The sequence below is a fragment of the Candidatus Angelobacter sp. genome (assembly GCA_035607015.1).
In the GTDB taxonomy this organism is placed as follows: Bacteria; Verrucomicrobiota; Verrucomicrobiia; order Limisphaerales; family AV2; genus AV2.
Window position 1 is genome coordinate 1 of sequence record DATNDF010000450.1, and the last position, 17,650, is coordinate 17,650.

General features: G+C 58.4%; 13 protein-coding genes. 7 read left to right on the forward strand and 6 right to left on the reverse strand.

The genetic code is table 11. From position 1 onward, the window contains the following. Positions 1 to 352 precede the first annotated feature (352 nt). The 3 genes from VN887_18100 to VN887_18110 all read right to left on the reverse strand — a co-directional run bounded on the left by VN887_18100 (position 353) and on the right by VN887_18110 (position 3,575). Positions 353 to 580 carry a hypothetical protein gene (locus VN887_18100; protein ID HXT41927.1) on the reverse strand — a complete coding sequence of 76 codons (228 nt, stop codon included), beginning with the start codon at positions 578 to 580 and terminating at the stop codon, positions 353 to 355. Between the two features lie 173 nt (positions 581 to 753). Next, entirely contained in the window at positions 754 to 1,974 is a 1,221-nt protein-coding gene (locus VN887_18105; GenBank protein HXT41928.1) for a c-type cytochrome, read from the reverse strand. Between the two features lie 464 nt (positions 1,975 to 2,438). Continuing rightward, positions 2,439 to 3,575, reverse strand: coding sequence for a DGQHR domain-containing protein (locus VN887_18110; protein HXT41929.1), 1,137 nt, complete (start codon positions 3,573 to 3,575; stop codon positions 2,439 to 2,441). 278 nt (positions 3,576 to 3,853) lie between these two features. Here VN887_18110 and VN887_18115 point away from each other — a divergent pair, with 278 nt between their 5' ends. Then, on the forward strand, positions 3,854 to 4,609 hold the full coding sequence (locus VN887_18115) for a nucleoside monophosphate kinase (protein HXT41930.1): 756 nt from the start codon (positions 3,854 to 3,856) through the stop codon (positions 4,607 to 4,609). A gap of 18 nt (positions 4,610 to 4,627) precedes the next feature. On the opposite strand, the gene VN887_18120 is transcribed toward VN887_18115, so the two are convergent. After that, entirely contained in the window at positions 4,628 to 7,282 is a 2,655-nt protein-coding gene (locus VN887_18120; GenBank protein HXT41931.1) for a PVC-type heme-binding CxxCH protein, read from the reverse strand. A 180-nt stretch (positions 7,283 to 7,462) separates the two neighbouring features. Between VN887_18120 and VN887_18125 the strand changes: the two genes are divergently transcribed. From VN887_18125 to VN887_18150, 6 genes are all read left to right on the forward strand, one after another. Then, positions 7,463 to 8,218, forward strand: coding sequence for a PIG-L family deacetylase (locus tag VN887_18125; protein HXT41932.1), 756 nt, complete (start codon positions 7,463 to 7,465; stop codon positions 8,216 to 8,218). Positions 8,219 to 8,345: 127 nt separating this feature from the next. Next, positions 8,346 to 9,095 (forward strand): sigma-70 family RNA polymerase sigma factor, encoded by a 750-nt coding sequence (locus tag VN887_18130; GenBank protein HXT41933.1) that lies wholly within the window; start codon positions 8,346 to 8,348, stop codon positions 9,093 to 9,095. A gap of 97 nt (positions 9,096 to 9,192) precedes the next feature. Continuing rightward, positions 9,193 to 12,342 (forward strand): protein kinase, encoded by a 3,150-nt coding sequence (locus VN887_18135; protein ID HXT41934.1) that lies wholly within the window; start codon positions 9,193 to 9,195, stop codon positions 12,340 to 12,342. 231 nt (positions 12,343 to 12,573) lie between these two features. Beyond that, the gene (locus tag VN887_18140; GenBank protein ID HXT41935.1) at positions 12,574 to 13,479 is read left to right on the forward strand and encodes a DUF1559 domain-containing protein; all 906 of its coding nucleotides are present in this window, start codon (positions 12,574 to 12,576) and stop codon (positions 13,477 to 13,479) included. A gap of 398 nt (positions 13,480 to 13,877) precedes the next feature. Next, complete coding sequence (locus VN887_18145; GenBank protein ID HXT41936.1) at positions 13,878 to 14,408, forward strand: hypothetical protein; 531 nt, start codon at positions 13,878 to 13,880, stop codon at positions 14,406 to 14,408. A gap of 73 nt (positions 14,409 to 14,481) precedes the next feature. Further along, entirely contained in the window at positions 14,482 to 15,504 is a 1,023-nt protein-coding gene (locus VN887_18150; GenBank protein ID HXT41937.1) for a formylglycine-generating enzyme family protein, read from the forward strand. A gap of 211 nt (positions 15,505 to 15,715) precedes the next feature. Here VN887_18150 and VN887_18155 read toward each other — a convergent pair whose 3' ends face one another. Further along, positions 15,716 to 15,946 (reverse strand): hypothetical protein, encoded by a 231-nt coding sequence (locus VN887_18155; GenBank protein HXT41938.1) that lies wholly within the window; start codon positions 15,944 to 15,946, stop codon positions 15,716 to 15,718. 239 nt (positions 15,947 to 16,185) lie between these two features. Further along, positions 16,186 to 17,650: VCBS repeat-containing protein (locus tag VN887_18160; protein HXT41939.1), on the reverse strand; the 1,465-nt coding region annotated here is incomplete at its 5' end.

The window sequence follows — 17,650 nt, forward strand, 5'->3', positions numbered from 1 at the left end:
CGATGATGTCCCACGACGGACCGGTGACGTTGTGCGCACGTTGCAATCGGTAAGTAAGGCCAGGGATCTTCATCTGCTACCCGCCTTCCTCCCGCGTCCACCCTGCCTGAGGGCGGGTGGATTCCTTGCCACCGCGTACGCGGGACGTGCCACTTGCCAAACTACTGCTCCATCGGCGCGTTCTCGGAATCAATTCTCGGAGCTTAACCTTTGGGACACCTCGGTTTATTCAGTCACCCTTCAATACGCTTGTATAATAAAAATTTACTTCACCCTTTCTACTGTAACCAATCCGCCAGAATCGCTTGCCCACTTCTGTTTGATAATGCATCAGGATGAAAATTTTCCCTTTTTACCGGACTTCAAACGTTGGTTCAGCCTCACTGGGGATAGTCGTCATTTTGTGTTGCGCATACTTCCTTGCCTTTCGATCTAATTCAGCCAGCGCAACGGGTTTTCCTTTGATCTCAACAGTAACTTTCGAAAGCCAATCAGCCTCCGAAGCCAAGCATAAGTTAATTGCTGAAACAACAATGATACACCAGAGCCAACTAAGAATAGATTTGATGGTCTTTTTCATACAACCCCTCGAAGGCAAAACGTCATTTGGAATGCTTCTCGCATTCATCAAGTGCTTTTATGGCACGCTCGATCGCTTTGGCCCAAGCGTCTAATTCTGCTGTGTAAGCGTCAATAGCATCCATCCCATGTCTGCCGCTTTGTGGATCGAGGATGGCGCTGAACGCGGGCGCATTACTTCGCCACGCTTTCCTGCGGCAACGGCACCTGTCCTGGCCGGCTCAGATAATAAAGCAGGTCGCGCACTTCCTGATCTTGCAGCGGGGCCAGCAGACCCTCCGGCATCATCGACAGTTCACTCTGTTGTACAGATTGAATTTCATCGCGCGGAAGCACGAGTGTTTCATTTTGTGTTGCGATCGTCATGGATTTTCCGTCCTGTTGTTTCACGATGCCGGTGATGCTGCGTCCGTCCTTCATTTCAATCGTCGAGGCGCGGTATTCGTTCGGGATCACCGCGTTCGGGTCGATGATGTTTTGCAGAATGTAATCGAGGTCGCCGCGGTTCGATCCCGTCAGGTCGGGTCCGACCTTGCCGCCCGTGTCGAAGAGTGTGTGGCATTGCTGGCAGGTGCGCGCGAACATCGCGCGTCCGCGCGAGGCGTCCCCCTGCTGCGAGCCGCCAGCCCAATAAATCCGTTTGTAGCGCTCGATCTCCTTCTTCTTGTCTGCGCTGCTCTCCCGCACGGTGCCATAGACGTTCTCCAACTGGCGGTCTATACCGGCGTTCTTGAGATTATGCAGTTGCCGGATGATTTCCGCGGTGAGCGCGTTGCGCGGGATCTTGCCGTCGCCCAGCGCTTCGAGCATCGGCTTCGCGAAAGCGGCGCGCGACGAAAGTGTGTTGAGCGCATCGCGCTGCTCCCCGTTGTCGAAAGAATTGAACTGTTCGAGGATCGCCCCGGGGGTGTTTGGATCATTGTAAGCGGCAAGTCCGCGGATGGCAGCGCCGCGCAGATCACCGTTTTTCAGCAGGCCGAACAGCAGTTCCGGCAGCCCTGCGTCCTTCGCGCCAAGCAACGAATCAAGCGCCGTCTGGCGCGCGGCCAGGTCAGCCGACGGATCCGCCAGGGTCTTACGCAGAGCGGCGAGAGCTTTCACGCTGCCGAATGTGAGCGAGAGAGATTGCGCCAGCGCACGCACGTCCGCGTTGGCGCTTCGATCGAGCTTTGTTTCCAGTCGCTCCCAGCCTTTCGGCATCGGCACGTGGCGCTGGCCCTTGAACGCAGCACTCAGCCCACGCAGGATGTCGAGCTGGGCGCGGGTGTCGCCCGTTTCGCCCAGAACTTTGACCAGCGAGGGCAGCGGATCGGGCGTGTTTTGCGGGCGGGCAACAGTCCCATCGAAGAGCAACAACAGGCAGATCAGAAGTGAAAGAATTCGATGGTGACTCATAGTTTTAACGGTGACACACGAAGTTTTCACCGAAACGCCGCCGGCGTGGCAAGACTTTGTTCCTGGGAAATCTGGCCCGACATCCGCAAGCGCGAGCTGACCGGGCGGGATGCGCCGCGCCGACGCGGACTGTTCGGGACGGACCACATTGCATCGAAGATTGAGAATCGCGTATTCGCATCCCGATCGCGATCCGGTGTCACCCCTGCCGAACCTCAATCGGGTGCGGCAATCCAGTGGCGAGCGGTTCAAGCGCGGCCAGAATTCCGATGCCTGTCTGCACCGTTCACCGATCAGCGCGATACGTACCGGATCCTCCTGTGTCCGAAACAACGCGCAACCTGGCATGGTGTAGAATCATTTCAAGGTGTGCCCGCTGGAGTTGTTCGCGGCGTTCCGCCAGCGACAAGACCCGCCTTCACATGTTCCACGACGGACGGAGATAACGAGCTGCCTTCGGCGCGTTATCCTTCGCCCGACTTTTTGCCGGAGCGCGCCTCGATTCCGGCCGCGCGGCCAAGCTCGCGATGAATCCTCGCCACGCGCTCGATCTGGCCCTTGGCCGGAAACCGCTCGTAAAACCCTTCGTTCCGGAATTCGCGGATTTGCTCCGTCCAGGGTGACAACCGCCCGCGCCAGCGTTCCACGCGACCCTCAGCCGGTTCGGCATCCTGTGTGGCCAGGTCTGCGCAAACGCGGATCATGGCCTTGAGCGTGACGGGCTTCGTGACCATGAAACCGTCGTTCCCCCACGCGTCACCCCACACCTGCGAGGACGCCTTGAGAAAATCGCGCACTTTGCGGTAGTAGCGTTCCGCAGCCGGTTTGTCCGTCCCTTCCTTCTCAATTTTCGCCCACCTATGGCGCACCCAGCGATGAACCTCGTTGAACAGCTCGGCCTGCAAAATCCATTTCTCCTGTTTGCTGCGCCCGCCGAGGCGGTTGATGCGGTAACGCAACGGGCTGTCGCCCTCGCTGTAGAGCATTTCCACGATCCGCGCGGCGAATCGCCGGTCCGGCTCCGCCCAGGACACGCGTTCATACAAATCCACGAGATGGCTCTTGTTGATGCGCGTCGGCGTCGAGTTGATGATGACAAACATCTCGGTGGCAAAATCGTCGCTTCGCCCGTCAAAAATCACGCACGGCACATAAATGTTTCTCGCCTCGTCGGGATGGGTGCGTTCGTAGAACTGCAGCGCCGCCAGTCGGTGCTGGCCGTCGATGATCAGGAATTTCTCCTCCGGCTCCTGAAGATGACCGACGGCGTCGCCTTCGTTCAATGCCTGAAAGCGCAGGCGCTGCGGCGTGAACAACAGCACGGTTCCCGGAATGGGCGGCTGCGTGACGGCCGTTTCATAAAAATTTCGGATGGCCCGTACCTTGGAGCGCGACAACCCGCGTTGAAAGGCCCTGTCGCTCCGCTCAATGCGGGCGATGAACTGGCCGACATCGTCATCCGCCTCGACTTCTTCCGGCTTTATGGTTTCGCCTTCGTCGTAAAACCGGCTGATGAACCGCACTTTCGTCAACAGGTCCTCCGACGGATACGAAACGAAGTAAAACACCGCATCTTTCTGGCGAATCTGAGTGGCTATCATAACAGCGCCTTTCGTTCATTCGATTCACTGCTCAATGGACATCAACCACCGCAAAATGCACGAAATTTTGCAGCCGATTTTGGCAGGCTTGTCCCCGCCGCGGAAGTCGGGCCGCTCGCCCGGCTCTTCTGCGCAGAAGCCAAAAAATGTCGAGGAATCGGCAACCGCTGGAGCGCCTCCGGCCGCACTCGCGTGTTTACTGGGCACGTTGGAACGAGAAAGCATGCTCATGACGGCGGCGTGACGACCGTGCTTCTTGGGTCACAACGAAAGATTCTATGATAGCAACACGAGATCGGACGGCGTGGTTGGCGGGAGGCAACGCCCGCTGCGCAGTGCCGGCGCGACGACAATCCCGACCCAAACACCTGGTGCTCCTCGGCGCGCCCGGCGTCGGCAAGGGAACCCAGGCGGAACTGCTCTGCGAACGACTTGGGGCCTGTCATCTTTCTACCGGAGACGTTTTCCGCGCGGCCAGATGTGGAGGTTCTCGCGAGCCCGGACCGGCGATGATGGCAGCGCTGGAATACATGCGCCGTGGAGACCTGGTGCCGGACGAAATTGTTCTGAACATGGTGCGGGATCGGACACGTTGTCTGCGGTGCCAGGGTGGATTCCTTCTGGACGGATTTCCGCGCACCGTCACGCAGGCGGAATCACTGGCGCGCATCCTCGGCGCTCAAAACGTGGCACTCGAAGCCGTCCTGAGTTATGAGCTTCCACTTGAAGAAGTCGTGTCGCGGTTGAGCGGGCGCCGCGCCTGCCCCGACTGCAAAGCCAGTTTTCATGTTGTTGCGCTGCCCCCACGCGTCGTGGGCGTGTGCGACCATTGCGGCGGCAAATTGTATCAGCGCGAAGACGACCAACCCGACGCGATTCGGGTCCGGCTTCAGGTTTACGAAAAGAGCACGGCGCCACTGACGGATTTCTACCGGCGCGAAGGTTTGTTGGTCGTTATTTCCGCCGCGGACTCGCCGGAGGAAACTTTCCGGCGAACCCTGGTGGCGCTCAATGGGAAAGCGCAGGCGACGTAAGACTGCGAGGACAGATACTCAATTGCTCGCGACCGTCTTCAGGCTGGTGGTGGCCAGGCGCCGGGCGATGAACTCCCGCACGATGGGAATTTTGCACTTTTTGAGCAGCGCAATGGCTTTAACCGAATCCGTGCCAACCGCCGGCTCAGCAGCATACCAATACATCAACGGCAGGTTGTGATCGGTCGCGTCTTCGGCGTGCTGCACCAGCTCGTTGAGGACGTCCCAACGCTGCTCAACAGGGATACGCTGCAACGCAGAAGCGAGATAAAGGCGGACGACGGGGGATTTGTTCGCGTGCGCTAGTCGAACCAGCTCTTTCAACAAGTGCTTTCGAAATCCTGGATCTATCATCACTTGCCTCAATCCTTGGCTGAGTAATTCCTCGTTCGTCTCCGACAACACTTGGATTGTCCATCCGCGGAGCCATTCATTCGCGTCACCTAGCAGATCGAAACCCAATTGTCCGACACTCGTGGTAACATGCAGTGCCCACAGCGCACGCAAACGCGCCTCGGTGCTCGAACCGTTCCGAGCCAGTTGAACAAGCGTATCGCGGACGGGGGCAAATCTCGCCTGAGCAATCTCCTCCGTTTTGGAAGCAGATAGCTTCGAGTCGCGGAAAGGCGGAAATGCATCCCTGTCGAACCGTTCCTGCAACACCCTTCTCGCGTGCCGGCTCATCCACTCGTTGTTGGACGGCACGAGCTTTACCAGTTCGGTGTCGCTCAACTTCTCCAGATTCACCGGCGTCCATTTAGTGTCGCCATACACGATTTTGAAGATGCGGCCATTGCTCCGGTCGTGGCCTTCGGGATTGGTGTGGTGGCACTGGTTCTTGTCATACCAATCAATCATATAAACCGAGCCGTTCTGGTCGTATTGCAGGTTGAGCACCTGCGACCATTGATCGTTGAAATCGATGAAATTCGGCGCGTGATGGCCGACGAAGCCGGAACCCTGCCGCTCGGGCACGTCCATGTTGATGCACGCGCCGTGGATATTGTTCATAAAAAGCTTCCCGCGATATTGTTCCGGCCAGCTATCGCCGAGATAAACCATCATGCCCGCGTGCGCGTGTCCGCCGCCCGCCGCCGCCGAACGCCCGTTTCCAGCGTGCGGACCCTTGGTGCCCGCGTAATGGAGGTGGTCGGCGATGGTCTTGATGTCGTCGTAAATGAACGGGTTGACGAACCATTGATTCGCGTCGGAGTGGTAGCCCGCGTGCGCCAGCGTTTCCTCGCGGTTGATGTTGAAGTGCTGGCCGCCCTGGCGCTCGAAACGGCCACCTTGAATCATGTGCCAGAGGTGCGGGATCACGCATGCCTCGATGAAGCACTGGCCGTATTCGTCGAAGTCCACGCCCCACGGATTGCTGGTACCCTCGGCGAAGACTTCGAAGACGCGCTTGGTGGGGTGATAACGCCAGACGCCGGCGTCCATGCGCTGGCGTTCCTTCTGCGGAGTGCCGGGTTTGCTGACAAACGAAGGGCAGAAAACGCCGTGGCAACCGTAGAGCCAGCCGTCCGGTCCCCACGTAAACGTGTTCAACGTCTCGTGCGTGTCGGCGTTGTAGTTCCAACCATCGAGGAGGATTTGCGGATCGCCCGCGGGCTTCGGCGCGTCGCCGTCTTGAATCGGAACGAACATCAGATACGGTGCGGCGCCGATCCAGACACCGCCAAAACCGAATTCGAGTCCGCTCACCAGATTCAAGTGTTCGAGGAACACGGTGCGCCGGTCAAACTTCCCGTCACCGTTCGTGTCCTCGAGCACCAGGATGCGGTCGTCGCCGCCGAAAATGTCCTTGAGCTGTTCGGGGGTCGGTTTGCTGTGATCCGCGCCTTCGGAGTGGTTGTCCTGCGGTTTGCCGTGCCGGATCGGATAAGTAAACCCTTCGGCGACCCAGAGCCGGCCGCGATGGTCCATAGCGAAGGCGATTGGCTGTTGCACGTCCGGTTCGCCGGCAAAGAGCGTCGCCTTGAAACCGGGCGGCAGGGTCATGATTTCCGCGGCCTTTTCCGGAGACACTCCGGCAAACTTGAAAATATCGGCCGGCGGCGCTTCGCTGGCGATTTTCAACGGGTCGAATTCGTTGTCGAACTTCGGACGCTGGGCGTAAAACTCGAAATCATCGAAGTTGACGTGTCCCCAGGGTCCGCTCAGGTCGTCAACCACGCGGATGAAGATTTCCCTACCGAGTTGCTTTTGCAAGTCAACGACGACAGGCCGCAGCGTCTCGCTTTCAGCGCCGGAAGTCTTGAAGATTATTTCCTGGTTGTCGGCGCGCACGAGCTCAACACGCGTTCCCGGCGAGGCGCCACCCGCGACAAGAAAGCCCGCCCACGGATGGGTGACTTTGAATTGCGCCGAAGTGAGTGTGCCTTTGGGATCGTCGCCGAGTTTTTCGAAACCACCGATCCAGTAATTACCCTGGTGGGCGCTTTTCATGTCGCCGCGGCGCGGGGAGACCGTGTCCCCCTTGATCGGCTGGCCTTCAAACGCCCTGCCCCAGGCCTTCCAGTCGCGCAGGTCGCCGGTCTCGAAGTCGAGGTTGAGCAGTTTGCCATCTACGCCGACGGGTTTGATGCCTGGTGGAGCCGCGTATGATGCGATGGGGACGATGAACGCTGCAAAACAAACCGTGACGAGCGCAAAGCGAATCCTAGTCATGAAAAACTTGTCGCAATTCCTCTTCATGGGGTCAAGGCGGATAACTTCGCCGCCCGCGCCCGGGCCGGTCTTCGCAAGGGGCCAGACGATGTTGCCAGCACCGGGTTCAGGCGTGGACTTTTAGTCTGTTCACGGGTTATATGCCCGGAAACGGCAGGACAGGATAAAGCGACAGACACAATGAAACCACTTTCGCGAAGGAAAATCTTGAGCGCGGGGGGTATGCTTGCGGCAACCGCGGTTGTCGGACTTCCCGCGGGTGCTTTGACGGGAGAATCACAAGAGAGATCAACCTCCAGACTAAAGGTGGTGGTCACCGGTGGCCATCCGGGCGATCCGGAATACGGCTGCGGCGGCACGATTTCACGCCTCACCGAACTGGGTCACGAGGCGGTTCTCCTGTATTTGAACCAGGGCGAGCCGGTTGAATCGGCGGCCCGCATGACGGGTTATCGCATGGAGGAGGCGAAGAAGGCGTGTGAGATTCTGAAGGCGCGCCCCGCGTACGTTGGGCAGATCGACGGCAACGCAGTCGTCGATCGTTCACACTACAACCAGTTCCTGGAAATCCTGGAAAAAGAGAATCCCAACGCGGTTTTTACCCATTGGCCGATCGACAATCACGCGGATCACCGGGCCATGTCCATGCTGGTGTATGACGCGTGGCTCCACATGCAAAAGAAGTTTTCCCTGTTCTATTACGAGGTCTCGAACGGGGAGGACACCCAGCAGTTCGCGCCGAGCGACTACGTGGACATTTCCGCGACCGAGTCGAAGAAGCGCCTCGCCTGCTACGCGCACGCCTCACAGGCTCCAGACAGGTTTTACGCACTGCAGGACGCCGTCGCGCGTTGGCGGGGTGTGGAGAGCGGCCACGCCCGCGCCGAAGCATTCATCCGGCACGTTCAAAGTCCGCGCTTCGCGCTGCCCGCCTAGGCGGGCAGGAATCAATATTGCCCATGCCATTCAACGGCTTTTCCACTGCTTTTGTCTGGCGAATCGTCAAAGTTCTGGTAATGCAGACTTGAATCCGAAGGTGCCGTGTTCGAAACGGCGCCGTATAATGACCTCTTCGCCCGATCAACCCGAAAACAAGCCAGCCGCGGCTGCGCAATTCACGACCACGCACTGGAGCGTCGTGCTGACCGCTGGCCAGAGCGAGTTACCCCAGGCCGCTGAGGCATTGGAGAAGCTCTGCCGCGCCTATTGGTATCCACTCTACGTGTTTGTCCGGCGGCAGGGAAACAACCCGGAGGATGCTCAGGATTTGACGCAGGAATTCTTCTCGAGATTGCTGGAGAAAAACCACCTCGCGAAGGCCGATCGCGAGCGCGGCAAATTCCGCACATTTCTGCTGCGGTCGCTCAAGAATTTTATGGTCAACGAGTGGAAGCGGGCAGGCCGTTTGAAACGCGGCGGCGGTCTGGAGTTTTTGTCCATTGAGGCGAACGACGCCGAGGATCGTTATGCAGCAGAACCTTCTGACGAATACAATCCGGACGCCGCTTATGAGCAACGCTGGGCCGTCACGTTGATCGAGCAAGTGCTGGCTGCTCTTCGTCAGGAATTCGACGCCGAGGGCAAAGGCCGGCTTTTCGAGGAATTGAAGGGTTTCATTTGGGGTGACAAAAGCGCTGCTTCCTACGCTGAGATCGCCGGTCCTTTGAACCTGACCGAAGGGACTGTCAAAATGGCGGTGCATCGACTCCGCCGACGTTTCCGTGAACTCCTGCGAGCCGAAGTCGCTCACACGGTCGCCCGACCAGAGGACATCGATGGCGAACTGCGTCATTTGATCAGCGTCGCGGGTTGAAGACCAGAATGTGCGCCGGCATCCGCAGGACTCGTAACTTTGTGTCCGGAACGTTGTAGGAATGATTGAACCTGGTTCCGATTGAATAGTGTCAAACTTGAATTCATGCGTCCGCTGTGGGGCCGAACTGCGCCCGCACCAGGCCGGGGGCCTTTGCACTCGATGCCTGCTCGAAAGCGGTCTGGAAGAATCGCTGGCCGAACCGAACGCCGCCAGTCCCGGCCAAATCCAGGCACCTTTGGTTAAAGGCGAAGCAGGGACGGTTCGTTCCTTCGGTGATTATGAACTTCTCGAAGAGATTGCCCGCGGCGGGATGGGCGTGGTCTATCGCGCGCGGCAACCCAGTCTCAAGCGCGTTGTCGCACTGAAGATGATTTTGGCCGGGCAGTTCGCGAGCAAGCAGATCATTCAAAGGTTCCGGGGCGAGGTCACGGCGGCAGCCCTTCTGCAGCACCCCAACATCGTCGCCATTCACGACGTGGGCATCCACGACGGCCAGCATTATTTCTCGATGGATTACGTCGAGGGCCAGAACCTCTCACAGCTCGTGGGTAACCGTCCGCTGCCACCCGCGAAGGCGGCGCGTTACGTGAAGCTCATTGCCGAAGCCATTCAGTATGCGCACCAGCAAGGCATCCTGCACCGTGATCTCAAACCTTCGAACATCCTCGTGGACTCCAGCGATCAGCCGCGCATCACAGATTTTGGGCTCGCCAAGCGGCTCGAGGGCGATTCCAGCATCACTGGAACCGGCCAGATGCTCGGTTCGCCCAACTTCATGCCACCGGAGCAGGCCAGTTCGCAGCACGGTAAGGTGGGCCGGCCCGCGGACGTGTATGGACTGGGTGCGATTCTCTACCATTTGCTGACCGCCCGCCCGCCCTTCCAGGCCGAATCGTTCGAAAACGTCATTTACCAGTTGCTCAACACCGAACCGGTGTCCCCCCGACTGCTCAATTCGAGCGTGCCCTCAGATCTCGAAACGATCTGCGTCAAATGTCTGCAAAAAGAACCTTCGCGCCGCTACTCAAGCGCTCAGGAACTCTCGGATGAACTCGGTCGCTTCCTTCGCCACGAACCAATCCAGGCGCGTCCCATCACGCCTGCCGAACGGACCTGGCGCTGGTGCCGGCGCAAACCTGCCATCGCCAGCCTTAGCGCGGCGACCATTCTCCTGTTGTTGGCCGTCGCCATCGGTTCGCCGATCGCCGCTTTTCTCTTCAATCGCGAACGTCAACGCGCGGAGGAGAATCTTTACTTCGCCGACATGCACGGCGCCGAAACCGCTTTGGAGGATGGCGATCTGGGCCGCGCCAGGGAACTGCTCCAGGCCCATCAGCCACGGGCTGGCCAAACTGACCTGCGAGGTTTTGAGTGGCGCCTGCTCTGGCAGCGTTGCCGGGGCGACGATCTTTATGCGTTGCGGGGCCATTCGAACTCTCTCAGCGCACTCAGGTTCTCGCCGGATGGCGACACGTTGGCCACGCGAAGCCGGGACAATCAATTGAAAGTGTGGGACCTGAGCACCCGGACCGAGCTGTTCACGATCACGAACGTCACCTCACTTGGCGGGTTTACTTCCGATGGTCAAAACTTCGCGTTCGGCCTGGGAGACGGCTCGGTCAGACTCTGCGATTCCAGAACCGGGCGGACACTTTACTCCCTCGAAAAGGCCGGGGAACTGGTCGCGTTGCTGGCCGATGGAAAAACCGTTGCCACAACCGCAGAAGGGTTCATCGTCAAACTCTTGGATATTACCTCCGGACACGAAACGTTCCTTCTGCCTGGAAAGGGCGGGCTCGATCTTCGGGGACCGGAATTCGGGGCTGGAGTTGTCATCTCGCCCGACGGCGAGAAGCTGGCCATCAGCAATGGATCCGAAAACGGCATCACGCTTTGGGATCTCAAGACGCACGCGATCCTGAACAGTTCGCTGGATAAACGCGAAGTCCCGATCACCTTCCTGCAATTGTCCCCAGATGGGAAAGTTCTCGCCACGGGAGGTTTTGATGGCCTGGTAAGGCTTTGGGACATGGCCACAGGCCATGAACTTCCTCATCCTATTCAAGAGCCCGAGTCGGTCGTTTCCGCAGCGTTTTCTCCGGATGGGCGGGTGGTGGCCATCGCAAGCCTGGATCAAACCATCAAGCTTTGGGAGTTAGCCACGGGGCGCGAACTCGACACCCTCAGGGGACATGAAAGTGGAGTCTGGCCCGTGACATTCTCCGCCGATGGCCGGAGGTTGGCCAGTGGCGGAGATGACAAAACAGTGAGGCTGTGGAACACCGGGCCAAAGCCCGTGAAGCCGGCCCTTTCCGGCTTGGCGCAGTGGGAGCCATTGATCTGGTCGCCGGACAGCAACCTTCTGGCGGGTCATTGCCAGGATCAAACGGTCAAGCTCTGGGATGCCGCCACCTTGGAAACGCGGACTGTGCTTCCTGGCATTTCCCACCTTCTGACATTCAGTGACCACGGAAAAACCATTCTGGCGAGGCTCGTGGACGGCACCGTGAAGGGCTTCGATGTCGCGACCGGAATAGTGACGCGGGACCTTCCAACGCCGCCCTCACGTGAGTGGAATTATGTGATCACTTCGCCGGACGGACGCAGCGCAGCGATCACAGACGGTACGCCAACCATCCAGCTTTGGGACACGGTTTCTGGCGAGATTAATTTATTAACGAACCTCACCCGGAAGCCAGAAGTGCTCGCCTTTTCTCCTGACGGCAACACGTTGATCGACGCAGGAGGTCTGGAGGGCGAAATCGATATCTGGGATGTGACTCGAAGGCAATGCGTGGAGTCAATAGCAGCGCATTCTGGGCGGGTTGTGAGCGTCGCTATTTCCCCGGATGGTACGTTGGCGGCCTCCGGCAGCATCGACGGCACCATCAAGCTTTGGAACCTGAAAACAAGCCGATGGCTGGCGACTCTGAAAGGGCATAGGCGGCCGGTTTGGACTTTGGCGTTTTCTCCCGATGGCAAGACCCTGGTCAGTGGCAGCGGCGACCGCACCGTCAGACTTTGGAACGTGTCGCTCCGTCGCGAGGCGGCGATTCTCAGGCTGTTCGACGGCAGCTATTCGCGCCTCGCTGAGGAGATCCGGCCGCTCACTTTCTCCCCGGACGGGAACAACGTCGCCGGGGTTACTCAAGATGGCCGCTTGATATTGCTTCGTGCCGCGACACTCGATGAAGTGGCGCTACGCCCCGGTGCCGTGCAGGCGCTGCCAAAGGCAGCTCAATAGTCCAGCGATGAGGCTTCGCGCTCGTGATTCCTTTTGATCGAGCGATGCCACGTCAGCTTTGCCCGCGTTCAGCTCGTTTCGCTTCCCGCAGTTCCTCAGGCCGCAGTCCCCGGGATGGTTTCACACACCTTGTAACCACTCCACGACTCCGTTGTAGGAACTGGTGAACGAAAAACAACCCGGGTGCGAACAGCCTGACAACAAACCAAAACCGAAGAGAGAAAAAATCGCATGATCATTACAGGAAGACTATCAACCAAGCGGATACGTCGGAGTGAGGACAAAAGCCACAATACTTTGGTATTCCTTTCTACAAACCACCAAACTCGTGGGGTTATGAAGATTAGCTCAGCACGTGATTGGGCCTTCACCCTGATCGAACTTTTGGTTGTCATCGCCATCATCGCGATTCTAGCCGCAATGCTGCTGCCCACGCTGGCCAGGGCCAAGCAAGCGGCACGGATGGCCACGTGCCGGAATAATCTGCATCAGATCGGCATCGGCCTGCATTTGTATGTCGATGAAAACAAGGAAACCTTCCCGCCTTTCGACACCGACCAGTTCAAGGATCCGGGGCCGAAGTTGAACTACTCTGCCGCGCTTGGCGGCCAGGATCCTTCACCCGCATGGGCCGCCGGGGTCCGGGCAGCAGCCAATCGGCACCTGGCCAAGTACGTTCCTGCGCCCGCTGCTTTTCATTGTCCCGAGGATAAGGGACTGGACCTTACCAGCCTCGGTTTTCTTTCGACCCGGCCGACCTGTTATGGGACGATAGGCTGCAGCTATGAGTTCAACGGCCTTATCCATTCCGACCTCGACTTCATGGCTGCCGAGGATCCCATTAACAATCTTTGTGGCCAGAAGGAGAGCTGGGTGCCGTCGCCGGCTCGCTTTATCATGATGCATGAGGGGGCCGGTTACCCCTGGAACAATCTCTTCTTTCATTGGCATGGCGGAAACGGAAATCTGATCAGCGCAGGGGCTCTGAAAAACGACCCGACCCCCTTCATCGCTCCGACCTTGTTCGTGGATGGCCACGCGCAGGCTTGCAATTTCACAAGCGCATTCAAAAACAGTACCGGCCAGACAATGGGTGAGAGAAGGGACTGGATGTGGTACAAACCTCGGCAAAAGTAGCATCGAGCCTTGCTGACGAGATCCCCGCCGATGAGTTCTTCCCCGGACGTGAACACGCTCGCCGCTCTCACGCATATTGGCAATATCATCCTGTTCCGTGCCCCGACCCAGGATGAAGCGACATCGCGCGCGCGGGTGCGTCGCCTGTGGTGCAGCTGGCAACTCCACAGTCCTGCCACGGCGCCTTATGTTCCTGCCCCACCTTTGATTGCTTGATCTCAAATTGGGGTCATTTTCCTTACCGCAGTCTCCCGCCCATGGCTCCGCCCTCGGTTCCAGAACCGTTTCACATATTCTGTAACCTCTCCACCGCCGCGTTGTAGGAATCGGTGAAGAATTAACCAAATCAGGCGCGAACGGCCTGATAAAAAACAAAAACATATAAGGATCGGAACATTATGAACACAAAACGAAATTGGACGGCTGCCGGGCTCGGTCTCACAGTTCTAGCGCTGCTGGTGTTGCCACGTCCCGTCCTGGCCGAGGATCAACTCCGGATCAAAGGCCAGGAGACGGGAGCGGTTTTCCCGGGAGCTTTTCAGTTCCCATTTCACTACGAAAGCCTTGCCGCCACGGGGAAGGCAAGCCGTCTCGGGCACTACACCCTCACTGGAAATTTTGCGGTGGATGTCCGCGTGGGGATGTCGACCGGAGCGTTCACGCTCAGCACGCACGACGGGAATGAGCTTTTCCTGACCGAGGCAGGGCATGGCGTGGCCATTGGCGATTTCATTCACAAGGTGTCCGTTTACACCATCACGGGCGGCACGGGCCATTTCGAAGGAGCGACCGGCAGCATTACTACCAGCCTGACATTTGCCTTCCCATTGAACCAGGATATTTCCCCAAATCCCTATGTTGCCGAGCTCACTGGGATCATCGTCCTGGCAGAGGAGGACTGCGATCTGGACAATTCATTTGGACACTAAGATTACACCGGAATTCGAGGCGGTTCCATTGAGGGACTTGGAAAGATGACATGAATATCCAGTTAATGACTTTATGAAGACACGATTCTCAAAACACTTTCGATTCCTTCCCATCTTGTGCTGGGCCGCCTTGGCAAGTCACGGGGCTTCGGCCCAGACGCCGCCCGCACTGGGCGTTGAACTGTATGCGGGGCTGAGCATCACCGGCGCGGTGGGCACCGTTTACTCGGTTGAGTACGTCACGGACCTGGCCCAGACGAACTCCTGGCGCTGCCTGGAGTTCCTGCAACCGCCCGCCAGCCCGTATCTCTGGACCGACAAGTCTGCTCCGGCGACGGGTCAACGGTTTTACCGGGCGGTCGTGTTTGTCGCGCCCACGAACCTGGCGTTCATCCCGCCGGGCACCTTCATGATGGGCAGCCCGACGAATGAAGTGGGCCGAGATATTGATTCATTTGACGAAGAGGGTCCGCAAATGGCAGTGACGATCAGTCGTGGGTTTTTGGTCGGAAAATATGAGGTAACCCAGGGGGAGTATCTGGCGGTGATGGGCACCAATCCAAGTGGGTTCACAGGGGACACGAACCGTCCGGTCGAAACCGTAAGTTGGTTCAACGCCACGAACTATTGCGGCAAGCTCACGCAGCGGGAGCGCGCCGCGGGGCGTATTCCGACCAACAGTGTATATCGGCTGCCGACGGAGGCAGAGTGGGAATACGCGTGCCGGGCATGGACCTCGACACGGTTCAGTTATGGGGACGACGTGGGCTACACAAATGTGACCGATTACGCCTGGTATAGGGACAACAACGGAGGAACAACTCACGTTGTGGGCCAGAAATTACCCAACCCTTGGGGTTTGTATGACACTGCCGGGAATGTGTGGGAGTGGTGCCAGGACTGGTCGGCTCCGTATCCCGGCGGGACCGCACTGGATCCTCAAGGACCGGCAACGGGCGTGGACCGCGTGCTTCGAGGCGCCAGTGTGTTCGGCCCCGCCTACGCCATGCGGTCGGCTCAGCGTTTCCACGACGTCCCAACGATCAAGGTTGACAACACTGGTCTCCGGGTAGTCCTGGCCGCAGGTCAACCTTGAGCTGACGGTAGGAAGCGGACAGCAACGATCGCCTGGCCACATTTCGATGGGAATTGCGAATCAACCCAGCTCGCGGGTCCCCTCGGCGACACCAAGCAAGATCGTATGACCAGCAATATCATGTCGAGCGTGATGTTCGGGTACACCCCAGCTGTGGGTGCCTATCGTTACCCGGCTGACTACCTGTGGCCCCGGCGGCGTTCTCGCGGAATCAAACATCGGCACTGGAACTGGAGGTCCACCCGGACAGGGAAATTGGGTCCAAATCGGCCGCCATCAGTTCGCGGCCACGGAGTTGTGCCTCGGGTTCGATGCAGCCAATACCTTCACCGGCACCACCAAAATTCGCAGTAGCCTCACGGTCAACAAAGGCGGCGATGAATTCACTGCCGCGGTTCAGACGGATACCATCCTGCCGAACGGAATTACCCTTCCGTTTCATCCTGCGGGAACTGCCCACGGCGTCCGCGTGCCAATCGAACCGCTGAACTGAAGTGACCACGGGTTTGATCCTCTCACCCTTTCCGTTGAATCCTGATACTTCATAAAACTTGCGCCGGGTTTCTCTGTGTTAATCGACAGAGAAACCCGGATTCATTTTGGCGTAGATAATCAGAAATCGAAAATCCGGTGCAGATAACTTTCCTCCCGACTTTCGTTTCATTTCGCATTACTGCCAAATTATTGACCGACTGCCTTCGGCTGTGCCTTCTCCCATTCGGCTTTGCTGACCTTTTTCGCTTCATGCCGGATGTAGAATGTCCCCTTTTTGTTGCCGACGACGATGTCCGGATATTTTTTGTTGCTGCAACGACCCGCCACGACCTGCGTGCCCACGCCCGAGTCATCGTCAATCAGGTGGGGAACGAAATCCACCGTCTTGTCCCGGTTGCGGACGAGCTGGAACCAATAAATCACCGCCGCGTCGGTCGGATCGGCGTCGCCGTGCGCGCCGTGTGCCCAGAACCGTTTGCCGGTCACGATGTCCTTGAGCCCGTCGCCATCCATGTCAATCAGATCGACCGCGTGGAGTTGGGAGAAGGTCACGCCGTAGGAATTCGGCTTCTTTTCCTTTTCGAGAACGACGTGCTCCTTGAACGTGATTTCGCCGTTCTGCTTCACCTGTTCGTACCAGACGAGTCCGTAGCCATGCGCGGCCACGCTGGTGATCACATCGTTCAAGCCGTCACCGTTCACGTCGTAGGCATACGCCTGCGATCCGCCGGTGCCGAATTTGAACGGATGCAACTTCCACACCGGGTCGCCCACGAGCGACTTCGGCTGCTCCCACCAGCCATCCTTCTCGATCAGGTCCATCCGGCCGTCGCCGTTCACGTCACCGACGCCCATGCCATGGGTGAATTTATGATAATTATTGTTCGGCGAAATCGGATGAAACTTCCAGGGGCGGCCCGGATCGCCCCAGTCCGGTTCCGCGTAGCCGTAGGAGCCCTTGGAACTGCAAACGATCTCAGGCCTGCCGTCGCCGGTGATGTCGGTGAACGTTGGTGATTCATTGTCCGTCACATCGAGCACAACGTGCTTCTGCCAGTGGCCCTCGCGGCCTTTCGGGTTTTCGTACCAGGCGCTCGCTTCGCCCGGAAAACCGATGATCAGGATATCGTCCCAGCCGTCCTTGTTGAAGTCGTACGCGAAGGCGAAAAAATTGTCCGAGTAGGCGTTGTTGGAACCGAGCGCGCCTTCGAAGCCCTCGATGACCGACTCTTTGCCGTCGGCGTCCTTCTTTTTAAACGTCTGCGTCGCGGGATAATACTCGTGGCGCTTTTTAAAATCCGGCCCTTCGTACCAGTACGGTCCGGAGACGATGTCCGTTTTGCCGTCGTGATTGAAGTCGCCAAACGTCGCGCCTTCGCACCAGAACTTGTCGCTGAGCCGGGTTTTCGTGAAAGTGTGGAGCAAATAGTCTTTCGCGGAGCCGGCGACGGAGCCGCACATGAGCGCCGCGAGAATGAGCGGGAATTTGTTCATGCTTAATGTCTGGCAGCAACCGCCCGACCGGTCAAGCCGGATGGTGACATTGATGACGGCGTGTTCGCCTGTCACAACGCCGGAGCGATAAACACGCCTGCGGCCGGGACGCGCGCCGCGGCCGCGTGCGTTGGGATGCCGCCTGGGCGGTAAGGCA